Raw genomic sequence first — 16473 nt, forward strand, 5'->3', positions numbered from 1 at the left:
CTCATAGTATCTATATACATTGGTTTATATACATGGCTATTCAACAATAGTAATGCCGCTTGGTGATGTTTCTTTTACTGCCTGATAGAAGAGCTGGTTGGCATTACTGTCGTAAAGTTGAATGAGTATAAATTCCATAGAATGAGTAACACGGATTGTGCCATTAAAATCACCATTCACAATTGTACCGGAAGTAAGCAGACTCGATGAGATTGGCAATACTGATCCACTCGTCATAACATTAAAGTCTTGGTAAATGCTAATTCTTAACGTTTTTACCGTATTGAAATCGAGTTTTATTGTCATATCATAAGATCTGTTTAAATTGAAATCATTAGGAAAGAAAAGTTCGCTAAAGTCACTTGCTGTTACATCATTTTCATTATTTGATGCTGGTTCTGCTGGTTCTGCTGGTTCTGCTGGTTCTGCTGGTTCTGCTGGTTCTGCTGGTTCTGCTGGTTCTGCTGGTTCTAAATCTGAAATATTCTCTCCTAATAAGATAGGCTCTGAACTATTACCGCTATCATTTTGCGATGAAGGCGCTTCTTCGCTGTGCTGCTCACTTTCAACTTTTATTTCATCAGGTAAAGAAGGAGTTAACAATTGATGATTACTTTGCTCAGTTGCCCCAGTTGTTGAAGAGTCATTTAGAATATCTTGGGGGGGACTATTATCAATTACTTGTGTGTCTATAGATGAATTATTCTGAGGGGCACTGGGTTCATCGATATTTTGTTGAACACTCAAATCTGAAGCTTCATTGTAACTAATATTTTCCTCAGCTTCAGGAGAAGTGTCACTTCTACAACCAAAAAGAAAAGTTACAACTAATAGAATTAATAATTTCATTTATTAGACTTAAATAATTATCAAAAAATTATAGAGAGATATGTTCAGTTATTTGTTAACGCAAGTTAGGTGCCAAAAAATATTGAATTATTCATAAATCTTCTCTAAGTTAGCGTTACTTCTTATATACCAGTCAGTATTTTCACCGCCTCCCGAAATTGCGAAGTTTGTAAGCTCTGGATATGCCTGTAATATATTGGAACCTTCACTAGGATGATTCCAAATCGATTCAACGAGTATTGCCCAAGGTAATCCACTTGAATTGTGATAGGTATCGCAACCAATACCTGGACATCTATTTTTAATAAAAATAGATGTGTCATCTTGCGTTGAAAAATAAGATATATTTGCTTTTGATGAGACATCATGATTTTTTAAATGAATTTCAATTTCTCTACCGTTTATACCTCTTATATTTGAGCCATGATTTATATCAGGAGTACCGAAAATAAATGGATTAAGTGGCATTTTTGGAACATCAGAAGGGGGAATAGGCGTGATAAATGGAATGCTGGCAATGAAAATATATTGGTTAGGAGCGTCATCAAAACATCCTTTCCAGACTCGATAAAAAGCACCAAGTTCTCCTGTACAGGTAGGCTGTTCTATCTCATCTTTAAGGTTATTGCTGATAATAATAACCGCATCAATGGTTCCTTGTTCTAACGTTTGGACATTATGTAAGGTTGTATTATTAACAACAAGTTTTGTTAACAAGCCATCTACTTTTTCTGAAGGAATGCCGTCAAGTTTTACTGCAAAGCCATTGGCTAAGTTAGCGCCATAAGCTTTAAGGCTGCCGTAAATATCATAGCGTACAATATCACCTTGATTATTAGTGATTTTGTCTACACGGTAAAGTAAAGCGACATCATTAAAGTCGAAATCACCAATAAATGGCCAACTATCTTCAAAGGCTAAAGTAACCCATTTATTTTCAGATGGATAAACATTATGTATTAAGTTTTGAGCTTCAATAGTAACGTTATGCTCTTCTTCTATGTCCGTTATAGAGGGGGTGTTTTTATCTATAGTGCTGTTATTTTGAAGCTCAGATAATTGAAATTTTGTCCATATCTGACCTGTAGATGATTTTTCTGGTACTCTAATTTTTAATTTATGAAAAGGCTTATCTTTTTCATATATTAATTGTTCATTCACTAAGACATATTCATTATTATTTTCATAAATTCCATTGTTATTCCAGTCAAACCAAGCATTAAGAAAAAAGTTAATATCTTTTTGAGTTTGAATTTCAATGAGAGCATCAGAACCTTGTTTAAAATGGGTACTGAATGTAACGATATTATTTACAGAATGGATTTCTTCTGAACTATTTGTTGATGTTTCAGTGTTTTGATTATTTACTATTTCTTGCGAATTCATCTCATTTTCTTGACTATTATCGATAGATTCAAAAATCTCGTCATCGTTTAATGGTGAGGTGTTTTGAGGGAGAAAATTATCGGTTACGACGCCTTCAAGATAAATATCATTTACGACTTCATCTTGAATTGATGAACTTTCAATTAGATTTGAAGTATTTTCAGATGACGATGTGGTAGCTTGTTGGTCATTATCACCTTTACAAGCGAGAAATATAAATAGGAATAATAATAAAGCTGTTTTTCTTACGTTCATTTTGAAAAAAATGGCCAACTTTCCTCCGTTGTAAAAGTTGGCCTTATTTGAATTAATTAGAGATGGTAACTCCGTTAACATCTGCATTAACTACAGTTTGGAATGGTGCTTTAGTCGTATCTTGATACCAAGCCTCAATAAGTAGAGATTTTACTGAACTCGTTGCAGCAATAACGCCATTAAAATCACCATTTTCGATTTGACCTGAAATAATGCGACTACTTGCAATTGGAGTCAGTGTTCCATCGTCAGCAACATTATAATCACAGTAAACACTCAAACTCATTGGTTCAGAAGTGTTTAGGTCTATCTTAATTGGCATATCATAGGTAGTAATCAAATCATAATTATCTGGAATAACAAGATCCTCAAACTTCGAAACAGTTACTGGTGCTGCACCACTAACAGAATCGCTTACTTCAGGTGCTGCTGGAGATGCTTCTGGTGATGCTTCTGGTGATGCAGCACTTGTTGAGCCGCCATCATCACCACCACCACCACAACCAAATAGTAGAGCAGCAGTAAAAAGAGTCACATATAAATTTTTCATCGTTAAATACTCCCTACCATTATTCAAAGAGCTGAGTTACATCAGCGTTAGCACGAAGGTACCAATCTGTATTAGTTGCACCACCTGATGTTGAAAATGCTTGTAGATCTGGATATGCGGTTAGTACATTAATACCTTCACTTGGGTGATCCCAAGTGCCATCAACTAAAATAGCCCAAGGTATACCGTTTGAAGTTTGGTAAGTGTTACAGCTAGGTCCAGGGCAATCTGCATCAACATAAACCGATGCATCTTGTTCTGTAGCAAAGTAAGCAGTACTTGCCTTACTTGTTACATCAGCATTTTTCAAATGAATTTCGATTGCACGACCGTCGGTTGCACGAGTACCGTCACCATGATCAATACCAGGGGTACCGAATAAGAATGGATTTAGTGGCATGCTAGGGGCACTAGAGGCTGCAATAGGTGACGAGAACGGAATACTCATTTCAAATTCGAATAAATCTGCAGCGTCATCCGTACAACCTGCCCATACTCGATAATAAGTCCCTAATGGACCAGAACAAGTAGGACCTGGAATTTCCGTTTTAAGATTATTCGTAGCAATAGCGACAGCATCTGTTGTACCAGACTCTAGAACTTGTGTCGCATGTTGAGTAGCGCCATTAATGACAAGTTTGGTTCTGTCTGAATCGACTGCTGTGGCTGCAATACCATCAAGCTTAACAGCGAAGCCATTAGCAAAGTCTGCACCGTAAGAACGTAGGTTTCCGTAGATATCATAGCGAAGAATGTCGCCAGACGAATTAGTCACTTTGTCTACACGGTAATACATTACTATATCGTTGAAGTCAAAGTCACCTTCTTGCGGCCAATCATCCTCAAATGCCAGTGTTACCCATGAACCTGCTGAAGGGTACCAATTGTGAGTAACAGTTTGTGAATCGACAGTAACTTGATGATCCTCTACTTCACCATAGGAAGCACCGCCGTATGAGAGAACTCCCGAATCTCGTGAAATACGGAAACGAGCCCATATCTGACCAGTCGCAGCATCATCAGGAACTCTCACTTTAAGAACATGGCTGGCAGGTGTTGTACCATCACCACCGATAAGCACCTCATCAGTAACAGCATGCTCAGTTGCTTCGTCAAACACACCATTATTATTCCAGTCAAACCATGCATTTACGAAACCTGAAGCAGAACCACCGATAGTTACATTGACTAAACCATCAGATCCTTGCTTAAAGTTCGCAGGGAATGAGATACCGTCTTCATCCGCAATGTTATCGGCATCATCAGAGTTAGGGGAAAGAATGGCATCTGGCTCTGTATCTACAGTAGGGCCAAAGAAGTAATTAACACTTGATACATTATAGTGTCGAGCACCATTACTAGTGAGTAAGGTTTTATAGGTGTCCGGTGCATCACCAAAGTCTGTATTTTCCGAGGTAATAGCTGCACTAACACATCGTGCACCATCGTTTATATTAGTAGAAGGACCGTTAGAGTAGAACACTGCTGTTGGGCTGATAGAGGATAAATCAGTCAAATCAATTTGATAAACATGTCCGTTTCCGTTGGTGCTTAGATAGAGAAAGCCAGCTGAATCAAAATATTGAGCTCCATAAGTACCAGATGGTAAGCCTATATCACCGAGATCATTGAAGGTTGCGTTGCCTGTGTTGAGGTCAACAATTTCATATAAATGTTGGTTACTATTATTCACAGCAAACAGACGCCCACCTGGGTGGAAAGCCATGTCAGTCAAACCAAGCGTTGCCGTCGATGAGGCCATGATATTTGTCGCTGCTAAAGTGACTAAATCAATTTCATATAATCCAGCCCCATTTTTGTACAAGTACAATTTGTTGTTAATCACATCACCTGTAATGTAAGTTGTCGCTGGTAAGCCTGTTACAGCTAAACTTTCATGTTGATAAAGTTGATTAATTCTAACTACTGTCTGTGAAGTTTTATCATGACCGTAAACATAGTCATCGGATTCGTTATAACCAGATGCAGTGATAGTCGCTGTCATTGGATCAGAGTTTTGATAGAAGCCTGTCGACAAATCAAGTTTGTGAACGACACTTGGATCGCCTTGGAATAAGATGGCTTCTTGTGGACACCCCCCATCATCTGTAAAAGGGTGGGGAATGATGCTGTAAGCTGGACTTGCGAACAAAGCCAGCGAACTAACTAGCAGGGAGTGTTTCAAACACTTCATATCTTGCCTCACTCAGTTAAAAATACTTATGGACATGCATTGTTTTGTTCATCATTGAAAAAATGTACAAGTTTCAAGCCAACAAATATTTAATAAGGCAGTAATTTCAGTGTTTCTATCTATATGATTATAAATGGAAAGTATTTTTTAAACTTTTCCATTGTACGTTGCATATAGCGAAGTTATTAAAATAAGTATCAATATAAAAATATAAATTAGGCAGGAGTGTCTATATATTCAAACCTGTCTTTCTTTCTAAATAAAAAGCATAAATGGTTATATTATCCATCAATGCCGCTATGTTAATAACATAATAGTGTTATTAAAATTTGCCTATTAAATGATTGCTTTAATTGTCTAGTAAAATATATAAAGGTGCATAAAAATTAGTATATGTTTAACTTTGCACTCTATACATAGGATAGGTCTTGATATTAAAACTATCAAGAAAGGGGTAATAAAAAAAGAGCTATAGTTATAGCTCTTAAATAGGTTAGCTTGCAGTATTTTTAGCGCTGATTTTGGCTTTTATAAATGCAGAATGATCTAAATATATTAAATCAGAAACTTGGCGAATGACAGCCTCTTCTTGTGGGTCTATCACACCATCAGCGTAGGCAACTTGCCACATTGCTTCAACTAATTGATAGCGTTCTGGTTGCTCAAGTGAACGTAATTTATTAGTAAAATCATAAAGAGAAACAGACGCCTCTGCTTGTAGTTGAGCTTTATCAAGTAGTTGTTTTGATGTGATTTCATCAACTTCAAGTAATTTCATTAGAAGCTGAATTTTAGCTTGCTCTTCTCTTGGATCCTTCTCATGGTCGGCAATAGCTACTTCACATAATAAAGAAGCCATAGCTAAATGAAGCGTTGGAGTATCAACGGCTTTATTACTATTAGGATCATTCGTCAGTTGTCGAAATAGTGTACGTAGCGATTTGAACATTATTGTCCTTATTATTTTTTCAGTTTAAGTTAATAATATTAATAATACCTATAATAAATCAACATTAAAAATAAAAATATTGGATTACACATATGTAACCAATTTATCTATTTTAGTTTTTTATATCCATTTTCTACGATAAAAAAGGATAAGTTGAAGTATTAATACACCGAATAACAGGCTACAGAATATATAAAATGCCCAATGATTTTGTGAGCCAGGAATACCTCCTAAATTAACACCCAGTAAACCGGTTAAAAAACCGAGTGGTAAAAAGATAGTGGTAATTAAAGACAGAAAATATAAACGTTGGTTTAATGCTTCAGATTGTAAGCTCATTAATTCTTCTTGTGTCACATTAGCACGTTCACGAATGGCGTTTAAGTCATCGATTACATGGAGTAGCTTTTCATTTACTTCATGTATTTTTTGTTTGTCTGATAGTGAGAGCAGTGGAGTATCAATAGTGAGTAATTTAGCGATGGCATCACGTTGTGGAGTGACATAGCGACGAAGATAAACGGTCTCTCGTCTTAATTGTGCAATATTATTACGGAGGTCGTCATCACTATTATTCATCACCTGATCTTCAAGCTGGGTTAACTTGTCATCGAGGGAATCAATTACTTCTATTTTATGGCTCGTAAGGTGATCGCAAAGACAGAGAATGAATGCACCAATGGTTTTGGGCCCAAAGCCGCCATTTATATGTGCCGCGACACGATCAAGTGCTCTGACAGGACGATCTGAGGTGGTAACAATGGTGTTGTGTGTATAGTAACCTCGAATAGAGACCATTTCTGATGGAGGATCAAACTGATTATCAGAATCTAAATCTATTCCTCGTAATGATAGGAAAAAACCTTCTTTCGTTTGATTTAATCGAGGGCGAATACGCTGAGTCGTAAGGGCTTCTTTTTCTACATCTGGCAAATGACTATTTTTTATCCATGCTAGTGCTTCTTCATCGGTATAGTTTAAATGCACCCACATTAGCCCATCATTACTGCTCCAGTTATTTATTTGATCAAGTGAGAGAGGCGAAGCGCCATTACTCGCATCAAGTTGATAACTATATGTAAAGCAGTTTTGCATCTGGTGATCCTTTCATCGTTAAAGGTATATTATCTAACAAGCTTTATTATCACTTTATTTATTTACTAGCTTAACTGATATCGCCTTCGAGAGAAAAATTATTTAATCACGACAAAGGAATAGGGGTTTTAAAGCTGAGGCTGAAACTGCGTTCGAAATTGTCGAGGGGTAAAACTACTCCAATTTTTAAATCGGGTACTAAAATTGGTTGGGTTTGGATAACCGCATAAATCACTAATATGTTGAATTGGCCAATTGGTGGTAGTCAGTAGCCCAGCAGCATGTTCCATTCGAATTTGAGTTAAATAGGCAATGGGAGATTGTTGGTAATACTGTTGACATAATCGATGAAAATGCGGCTCAGAGCATGGATATAAGGCGGCCAGATCGGAGACTTGCCATGGGTGATGTAACTGACTTTTCGTTTGCTGGTAAACATGTTCTAAACGGGTAAGTGCTTTAGGAGAGTGAGAGGCGGTTTGGGTATTCACTAATAAACAAATCTGTTCGGTAATACTTTTACATAGCGCATCGCCCAATGGATAGTTGAAACTTAAAGATTCGCTTAAGCAAATGATAGTCTTAAATAGTAATGAGCCTGATTGTGAATCTTGATAGGTAATATCATGAGGTAAGCTCTCATCCCAACGCTTATGTTTTTCAAGCATAACCCATGCGACATCCCAAATAAGATCAGGATTATCATCTGGGTGGATGACAAAGCCATTCTCATAACTGGGCGGTACATAAATAACACTGCCGGTTTCTAATGCCCATTCACTGTCTGGTGTTTTCAATAACCCTTTTCCACCCGTTGTGTATAGCAGCATATACATGTCTGGGTTTCTTCGATAAATACTGAATGCCTCTTTGCCATAATTGATGCCACATTGAAGAATTTTTTGCTTTTCAAGTTCAATCGATTGTACTTGATCAATAATAATAGATTGGCATTTTGGCGAAATAGTAAAAGTATCAATATACCCCATTCAGAGCTCCGAAATTAAAAAATGATAGTCTAGCAAAGCTTTTTGATTGCTTAGAATAAACGTGTTTGAGTAAACATAGGTATGATCAGCTTCACAGTAAGATAACATTAATTAGGTGGCGGTCATGCAACACTGGCGATACTCAGCAGATAAAACTTTTTGGCAAAAAACATGGCGTCTAGCGTTGCCAGTATCAATGCAATCTATGTTGTTTTCATTACTTGGTTTAGTCGATGTCATCATGGTCTCTAAACTCGGTGAGTCACAAGTTGCCGCTGTAGGTATTGGTAACCGCATATTTTTCTTTAATTTATTGCTTGTTGTTGGCGTCAGTGGAGCTGTTGGTGTTCTCGCGGCTCAATATTTTGGCGCAGGGAAAATGGAAGGGGTGAGACGTACGTTATTGCAATCTTGGGTATGTGCAATCTTTTTAACATTGCCTTTTGCTGTTGCATACCGTGTTTTTCCAGAGCAAATTGTTTCTTTGGTTAATGATCAAGCCGACTTTATTCACTATGCACGAGATTATTTATATGTCTGCGGCTGGAGCATTTTTTTTACAGCCATTGTCGTACCGCTTGAATCTGCTTTACGTGCAGTAGGCGAAGCTAAAATGCCTACGTATGTTGGGCTGGTGGCTGTCATTATTAATGGCGTACTTAATGCGCTATTAATTTTCGGATTATATGGTTTTCCTGAAATGGGGGTTGCTGGTGCCGCGCTGGGGACAACGATTTCGCGTGGTGCACAAACAGTTATTTTGCTGTTTATTACTTATAAAACCTATAAAAAAGTATTACCAATACAGGAAGATATAGAGCCAGCAAGTAACGCCAAAGCAAGGAAACGTTATTTTAATGTCGCTTGGCCTATGATTGTTCATGACGGTGCATGGGCGATGGGAATACTGGTTTATAGCGTTATTTTTGCCAAATTAGGTGTAACAGAGCTTGCCATCATTAGCTTATTATCGCCGATAGAAGCGGTATTAATTTCTGCCTTTATTGGTTTTGCGGTTGCCGCATCAACGAATCTGGGGCATGAATTAGGCGCTGAAAATTATCAACGAGCGTTTCATCAGTCGTGGTTCTTTTTAGCTTTGAGTGTGTCTATTGCTTTTGTGCTAGGTGTATCTATTTGGCTATCGAGTGGGCTTGTTGGTGAGTGGTTGGCAAAGGCTCAAGCACCGAACCTTGAAATGTCGCTCAATGTTACCTTAGTGATGGCGTTAGGTATGTTCCTAAAAGTGTTCAATATGGTGGGTATTGGAGGGGTATTACGTAGCGGTGGCGACATTAAATACAGCATTTTTATTGATTTATTTGGCCAATGGGCAATAGGTATTCCTTTAGCCATACTCACGGGTATTGTTTTAGGCTGGCCATTACACTGGGTGCTTGTTGCTATATTGGCAGAAGAAGTCGTGAAAGTTGGACTCACAACTTATCGGATTTATGGTCGTAAGTGGTTAAAAAACCTTATTAATGATGACGTAGAATCCTCTTCTATGACAGCATAAAAATAAAACAATACATAGCGATGGATTTAAGTCTGCATAAAAAGGGTTAGACAGAGATTGTCTAGCTTTTTTTATTTGTAATCAACTCGCCTAAGAATATCAATATTAAACATATTTTGTTGCTTATTACACAAGTAAAATTTGCAGGTAGAATATTGCCACGTGTAAGTATTTAATAAATCTGTCATTTTTAAATAATAGAAATGAAATAACAGCTTCTTAATATCCATCCATTTTTTAGGGCATTAACCAAGGTTGTATATGAGTTACCAATTATCAAGACGTCAGTTTTTATTAAATTCAGCAAGTGTTGCTGCGACATCAGCAACGGTATTACCTGGTTGTAAAATGCAAAGTAATAATAACCAGACTGATCAAACACATAGAATTGCTTTACTTGGTGATGTCCATTTTCATGATATTCATGGTGATTTTGACTTCAACAATAACGAAGTTTGTATTAGAACGATGCAAGACTCAGTTGGTTCTACTCGTATGTTTAATGAAAACTACTTTGTCTTCAAAGCGACATTAGATGACATTGTTGCAGAGGGCATTAAGTTCGTTATTCTTGTTGGCGATTTTTCTGATGATGGACAAGAAGCCCATGTTGATGGCTTGAAAAAAGTACTTGAACAATATAGTGACGAATATGGATTGGAGTTCTTCTTAACTCATGGCAATCACGATCCTACTACACCCTATGGTGAAAATTGTGATAAGACCTTCTTACGATCAGATGGTGCTGGTGTAAAAGTAACCAGCAATCAGGGCGATGTTGAAAGCTTTATTCCTAGTGATGAAGTTGACGATGTACTCTATAGCCCGAAAATGCAATCTCTAGGTTTCACACCATTAATGGAAAAATTAGGTCGATTTGGTTTTCAATCTCAGCCGCATTATCACTATTATGAAACGCCATGGAAATCGAACAAACTTGAAGATCGTGTATATCAAGCAATATCTGCTGATGGAGCTTATACAGTAGAATGTCCTGACTCTAGTTATCTCGTCGAACCAATAGAAGGTTTTTGGATTTGCTCTGTAGACATGAACACTCATGTACCTTTGGATCCGCTGGGAAGTCAGTGGGATCATGATGCAAAAGGGTATGAAGATGGTAAAGTTCAAAAACCGCAGGTATTAACTTGGTTAAAAGATGTTATTAAGCGAGCAGATGAGCAAGGAAAAACATTACTCGTTTTTTCACATTACCCTGCTATTGAATATTTAAACTACAGCGCTGACGATTTTTATTATTTGTTCGCTGACTCATCGTATAACCACAAGCGAGTCCCAACATCAGAAACTACTGAAGAGCTCATTGATTGTGGATTAAAGCTGCATTTTGCTGGGCATATTCATATTAACGATACCGCTAAATATGTTGGTCGTAATGGACAAACCTTAGTTAATGTTCAGGCACCGTCATTAGCTGCTTATATTCCAGCGTATAAAAAAATCACCTGTTATGGTCCCGACGACTTCGAAATAGAAACCAAAGTCATTGAAGATGTGCCTGAATTTGATTCTTTATTTAATCATTATGAAAATGAAATAAGCTGGCGTACAGCTAAAGGTTTAGATACACATTGGAAATCGATGCTTGAGGTGTCTTCTTACCGAGAGTTAATGTATCAACACCTGATTTGCTTAACTGTTAATGATAAGTCTGATGATTGGGGCTGGGATATGCGCCATCTTTACCAGTCAACGTTTCCAATATATTGGCTAATGGTTTTAAGCGTGATTGATGATGATTTATCAGGAACGGTACTTTCAACGCTTGTAGACAACATCAACCCAGATACCAATGATACTAAAGTTATTGATTTATTGGTGGGAGCGGGGCTAGAACAAGTGAGTGTTAATAACGCAATTGAAGACGTCAATCAGCACTTAATCAATATGAACTACAGCCGTCAGCAATTAAATCAGGCTATTTTTACAGATTACTGTAATGCAATGCTACATATTCGAAACGGTGATGAGCTTGCATTACAAGACATTGGTTTAGATAAGGTTGTTGGCTACAGTGTTGTTGCAGAGCTTTTTGGTCGTTGTGATATCGACAATAACCTCGAAAATCATGATTATTCTCAAGACTATATTGAGGCTGATCCTGAAGCAGGTTCTCATGAAGAGTTTGATGAGAATAAAGATAATTTATCAAACTTAAAATTACGTTTGGCGGCACTGGCTAGAATTTTCCACATGTTCAGAATTACAGAGCCAACAACGCACTTCAGGGTTTTCCCATCGCGAGGGGAAGTGTTGGATTTATCAAATGAGAATCCACTTAGAATTAAAGCGTAATCAATAGCCGACCTTTAGAGTCGGCTTTATTTTTTTATTCATTACACATCATGTTCTATATCGCATCATTACATCCCAGTAATTGTCTTTTAACCTGCTCTCACGCCGCTTTAATTGTGATAGAATTAACAAAAATTTCGAATCGCCAAGTGATACTAAGCGAGTTGTCATCATGATGTTCTCGGTATCCATTAGTCATTGAAAGACAGGAATTAAATTGAGTCAGTCGAATCAAACTCAAGCAGACGTGTTGAATAACGAAAAAACATTAAAGTCTGCTATTAAAGATTGCATGATGCGCGATCGTTTTCGTCTACACAAACGTGTACAAGGCGCATCAAGAATTAAAAACGAAAAATCCAAGCACGCTGTATTTGACGAAATTGCATTAGAGATTGCGAAATCAATGCAAACAGTGGAACGTCGCCGTACTCAGCGTCCAAAAATCATATACCCAGCACAGTTACCCGTAAGCCAGAAGAAAGATGATATCGCTGAAGCGATCTTAAATAACCAAGTGGTTATTGTGGCGGGTGAAACGGGTTCAGGTAAAACTACTCAGCTACCTAAAATCTGTTTAGAAATCGGTCGTGGTACCCACGGTATGATCGGCCACACTCAGCCTCGTCGTCTGGCTGCACGCTCTGTTGCTTCTCGTATTGCAGAAGAAATGGAATGTGAGATGGGCTCTCACGTAGGTTATAAAGTCCGATTTAACGATCAGGTCTCAGAGCATAGCCACGTAAAGTTAATGACAGACGGTATTTTACTGGCTGAAATTCAACACGATCGTTTCTTAAGTCAATATGACACTATCATTATCGATGAAGCGCACGAACGTAGCTTAAATATTGATTTCATCATGGGTTATTTGCGTGAGTTATTACCAAAACGCCCAGATTTAAAAGTCATAATTACTTCAGCAACCATCGATCCTGAGCGTTTTTCTAAGCACTTTAATAATGCACCTATTATTGAAGTGTCAGGTCGTACGTACCCAGTAGAAGTTCGCTACCGCCCTGTGGTTGAAGACGGTGATGACACCGATCGTGATCAGTTAGATGCAATTTTTGATGCGGTCGATGAACTGTGCGATGAGGGTGAGGGTGATATCCTGATCTTCTTAAACGGTGAGCGTGAAATTCGTGATACTGCAGATGCGTTAGAAAAGCGCAAATTACGCCATACTGAAATTCTACCTTTGTACGCACGTCTATCGGCGGGTGAGCAAAACAGAGTATTTCAATCACACTCTGGTCGCCGTATTGTACTTTCAACAAACGTAGCGGAAACTTCACTGACTGTTCCGGGTATTAAATACGTTATTGATCCGGGTACAGCCCGAATTAGTCGCTATAGTTACCGTACTAAAGTACAGCGTCTTCCGATTGAAGCTATATCACAAGCTAGTGCTAATCAGCGTATGGGGCGTTGTGGTCGTGTTCAAGAAGGTATCTGTATTCGTCTATATTCTGAGGAAGATTTTTTATCGCGCCCAGAATTTACCGACCCAGAAATTCTACGTACTAACTTAGCGTCAGTTATTCTTCAAATGACCGCGATTGGTTTGGGTGATATCCAAGCTTTCCCATTTGTAGAAGCGCCCGATAATCGTAATATTCAAGACGGTATTCGATTATTGGAAGAGTTAGGTGCGATTAACTCTAAAGCCACAGATCCTCGTAAACGTTTATCACCAATGGGTCGCCAATTAGCGCGTCTTCCTATTGATCCACGTTTAGCTCGTATGGTACTTGAAGCGCCTAAGCATGGTGCATTACGTGAAGTGATGATCATTGCATCGGCTTTATCTATTCAAGATCCACGTGAGCGTCCATCAGATAAACAGCAACAGTCTGATGAAAAACATCGCCGATTTAACGACAAAGATTCTGACTTTGTTGCGTTCGTTAATTTATGGAATTACGTCCAAGAGCAACAAAAAGAGCTTTCTAGTAATCAATTCCGTCGTTTATGTAAGAAAGAATACTTAAACTACTTACGCATTCGTGAGTGGCAAGATATCTATTTCCAAGTCAACCAAGTGATTAAAGAGCTTGAGTTGAAAATGAATGGCAACGAAGCAAGCTATGACAGTATTCATATTTCGCTATTAAGCGGATTGCTTTCGCATATTGGTATGAAAGACCAAGAGAAAAATGAATACCAAGGTGCGCGTAACGCTCGCTTTAATATCTTCCCTGGCTCTGGCATTTTCAAGAAACAGCCAAAGTGGGTGATGGTTGCGGAGCTGGTGGAAACGTCACGTTTATGGGGGCGAATTGGCGCAAAAATTCAGCCGGAGTGGGTTGAACCATTAGCAGGTCACTTGATTAAACGTAGTTATAGCGAACCGCATTGGGAGAAGAAGTCAGCTGCCGTTCATGCGTTTGAAAAAGTTACGCTGTATGGCATTCCTGTGGTTGCCAAACGTAAAGTTAACTACGGCAATATTGATCCAACGTTATCACGTGAAATCTTTATCCGCTCAGCATTGGTTGAAGGGGATTGGGATACGCGCCATAAGTTCTATCAACAAAACCGTAAGCTATTGCGCGAAGTTGAAGAACTTGAGCATAAATCACGTCGTCGTGACATTCTGATCGATGATGACGAGCTGTTTAATTTCTACGATCAGCGTATTGATTTGAAAGTAACGTCAGGTCGCCACTTTGATTCATGGTGGAAGAAAGCATCGAAAGAAGATCCTGAGTTATTGAACTTTGAGCGTGAGATGTTATTCCGTGGCGATGCAAGTCATGTCACTGATCTAGATTATCCAAACTTCTGGCATCAAGGTAACTTGAAGCTAAAACTGAGCTACCAGTTTGAACCGGGTGAAGATAACGATGGTGTCACCGTTCACGTGCCATTGGCTATCTTAAACCAAGTTCAACCTGACGGCTTTGACTGGCAAATTCCAGGTTTACGTCATGAGTTGGTTGTTGCGTTGATCAAATCATTACCAAAACCGTTACGTCGTAACTTTGTGCCTGCACCAAACTACGCTGATGCGTTCTTAGCACGTGTTAAGCCAATGGAAGCACCATTGCTAGATTCACTAGAAAAAGAATTGAAGCGTATGAGTGGCGTCACAATTGTGCGTGAAGATTGGAATTTAGATCAGATCCCTGATCACTTGAAGATCACTTATCGTGCTGTTGATCACCGCAATCGTAAGTTACGTGAGAGCAAAGATATCTATGGTCTGAAAGACAACTTAAAAGAGAAGGTTCAAGAAACTTTGTCACAAGTTGCTGATGATGATATTGAGCAAGATGGTTTGAAAACCTGGAGTTTTGGTACGCTACCTGAACGTTACCAACAGAAACGCGGTGGCTTTGAAGTAAAAGCTTATCCTGCGCTGGTGGATAACAAAGATTCTGTTGGTATCAAACTGTTTGAAACTGAAGAGCAGCAAAACAATGCGATGCAGGCGGGTCAACGTCGTTTGATTTTACTTAACGTACCATCGCCAATTAAGTACCTTCATTCAAACTTGCCAAACAAATCGAAGCTAGGTTTGTACTTTAATCCGTATGGTCGTGTACTTGATCTGATTGATGATTGTATTGCTTGTGGTGTTGATAAGCTAATTGAAGAGAAAGGCGGATTAGCATGGCAGCCTGAATCATTTGAAGCGTTGAAAGAGTTTGTTCGTGCTGAGCTTGGTGACACCGTGGTTGATATTGCCAAACAAGTAGAAGAAATCTTAACCACAGCATTTAACATCAGTAAGCGTTTGAAAGGGCGTATTGATTTAAGCATGGCATTTGCGATGTCTGATATCAAAGCACAAATTGAAAGCTTGATCTTCAAAGGTTTTGCAACAGAATGTGGGTGGAAACGTCTGCCTGATATTCTGCGTTACATGCGTGCCATTGAGCGTCGAATGGAAAAGCTGCCAATCGATCCAAACAAAGATCGTGTGCATATTCTGAAGATTGAATCAGTAGTTAATGAGTACAAAGAGCTATTGAATAAGATCCCGAAAGGGCAGCCAGTACCTGATAAAGTAAAAGAGATCCGATGGATGATTGAAGAGCTACGTGTTAGTTACTTTGCTCAGCAGTTGGGTACGCCATACCCTGTATCAGACAAGCGTGTACGAAACGCAATTAACGAATGTTGATTTAGTTAATAGCGAAATAATAAAGAGCCGATAATGTACATAACATTATCGGCTTTTTTATGCATAAAAAACAGTATTTATTATGTCATTAATAATTAACATGCAAATTTGTTGAGGTGGTGACAAAAAAATGACACCATATGATATATAAAATAAGTGTGAACTTATTAAATTGTTTTTGTGCCAATTACCATCAGGTGATAATACCACTAGAGCTATATCTATCTGATTTTGTAACT

Annotated in this window: 10 protein-coding genes; 3 read left to right on the forward strand and 7 right to left on the reverse strand. The window is 38.4% G+C overall.

What is annotated here, in order from left to right; all coding sequences use genetic code 11:
- Positions 1-36: 36 nt before the first annotated feature.
- The 7 genes from C9J42_RS21500 to C9J42_RS07185 form a co-directional block, all read right to left on the reverse strand.
- Entirely contained in the window at positions 37-849 is an 813-nt protein-coding gene (locus C9J42_RS21500) for a hypothetical protein (RefSeq protein ID WP_158260203.1), read from the reverse strand.
- A gap of 87 nt (positions 850-936) precedes the next feature.
- A complete protein-coding gene (locus C9J42_RS07160) occupies positions 937-2508 on the reverse strand; it encodes an LruC domain-containing protein (RefSeq protein ID WP_158259526.1) in 1572 nt (523 codons plus the stop codon).
- Positions 2509-2542: 34 nt separating this feature from the next.
- Positions 2543-3040: a hypothetical protein gene (locus C9J42_RS07165; protein ID WP_107301836.1), complete on the reverse strand. Its 498-nt coding sequence runs from the start codon at positions 3038-3040 to the stop codon at positions 2543-2545.
- 19 nt (positions 3041-3059) lie between these two features.
- Positions 3060-5234 (reverse strand): LruC domain-containing protein, encoded by a 2175-nt coding sequence (locus tag C9J42_RS07170; RefSeq protein ID WP_107208452.1) that lies wholly within the window; start codon positions 5232-5234, stop codon positions 3060-3062.
- Positions 5235-5727: 493 nt separating this feature from the next.
- Entirely contained in the window at positions 5728-6183 is a 456-nt protein-coding gene (locus tag C9J42_RS07175; protein WP_107208451.1) for a TerB family tellurite resistance protein, read from the reverse strand.
- Between the two features lie 120 nt (positions 6184-6303).
- Complete coding sequence (locus tag C9J42_RS07180) at positions 6304-7278, reverse strand: zinc transporter ZntB (protein WP_107262206.1); 975 nt, start codon at positions 7276-7278, stop codon at positions 6304-6306.
- Between the two features lie 128 nt (positions 7279-7406).
- The gene (locus C9J42_RS07185) at positions 7407-8267 is read right to left on the reverse strand and encodes an AraC family transcriptional regulator (protein ID WP_107208449.1); all 861 of its coding nucleotides are present in this window, start codon (positions 8265-8267) and stop codon (positions 7407-7409) included.
- A gap of 124 nt (positions 8268-8391) precedes the next feature.
- Between C9J42_RS07185 and C9J42_RS07190 the strand changes: the two genes are divergently transcribed.
- The 3 genes from C9J42_RS07190 to hrpA all read left to right on the forward strand — a co-directional run bounded on the left by C9J42_RS07190 (position 8392) and on the right by hrpA (position 16234).
- Positions 8392-9786, forward strand: coding sequence for an MATE family efflux transporter (locus C9J42_RS07190; RefSeq protein ID WP_107301837.1), 1395 nt, complete (start codon positions 8392-8394; stop codon positions 9784-9786).
- Positions 9787-10047: 261 nt separating this feature from the next.
- Positions 10048-12102, forward strand: coding sequence for a metallophosphoesterase (locus tag C9J42_RS07195; RefSeq protein WP_107291306.1), 2055 nt, complete (start codon positions 10048-10050; stop codon positions 12100-12102).
- Positions 12103-12319: 217 nt separating this feature from the next.
- Positions 12320-16234 carry an ATP-dependent RNA helicase HrpA gene (gene hrpA, locus C9J42_RS07200; protein ID WP_107208793.1) on the forward strand — a complete coding sequence of 1305 codons (3915 nt, stop codon included), beginning with the start codon at positions 12320-12322 and terminating at the stop codon, positions 16232-16234.
- The last annotated feature ends 239 nt before the right edge of the window (positions 16235-16473 follow it).

This window comes from Photobacterium sp. GB-56 (genome assembly GCF_003026105.1).
GTDB lineage: Bacteria > Pseudomonadota > Gammaproteobacteria > Enterobacterales > Vibrionaceae > Photobacterium.

Excerpts from the sequence above, each read along its gene's own strand:
- C9J42_RS21500 (WP_158260203.1), bottom strand. The coding sequence starts at position 849 with ATGAAATTATTAATTCTATTAGTTGTAACTTTTCTTTTTGGTTGTAGA.
- C9J42_RS07165 (WP_107301836.1), bottom strand. The coding sequence starts at position 3,040 with ATGAAAAATTTATATGTGACTCTTTTTACTGCTGCTCTACTATTTGGT.
- C9J42_RS07170 (WP_107208452.1), bottom strand. The coding sequence starts at position 5,234 with ATGAAGTGTTTGAAACACTCCCTGCTAGTTAGTTCGCTGGCTTTGTTC.
- C9J42_RS07175 (WP_107208451.1), bottom strand. The coding sequence starts at position 6,183 with ATGTTCAAATCGCTACGTACACTATTTCGACAACTGACGAATGATCCT.
- C9J42_RS07180 (WP_107262206.1), bottom strand. The coding sequence starts at position 7,278 with ATGCAAAACTGCTTTACATATAGTTATCAACTTGATGCGAGTAATGGC.
- C9J42_RS07185 (WP_107208449.1), bottom strand. The coding sequence starts at position 8,267 with ATGGGGTATATTGATACTTTTACTATTTCGCCAAAATGCCAATCTATT.
- C9J42_RS07190 (WP_107301837.1), top strand. The coding sequence starts at position 8,392 with ATGCAACACTGGCGATACTCAGCAGATAAAACTTTTTGGCAAAAAACA.
- C9J42_RS07195 (WP_107291306.1), top strand. The coding sequence starts at position 10,048 with ATGAGTTACCAATTATCAAGACGTCAGTTTTTATTAAATTCAGCAAGT.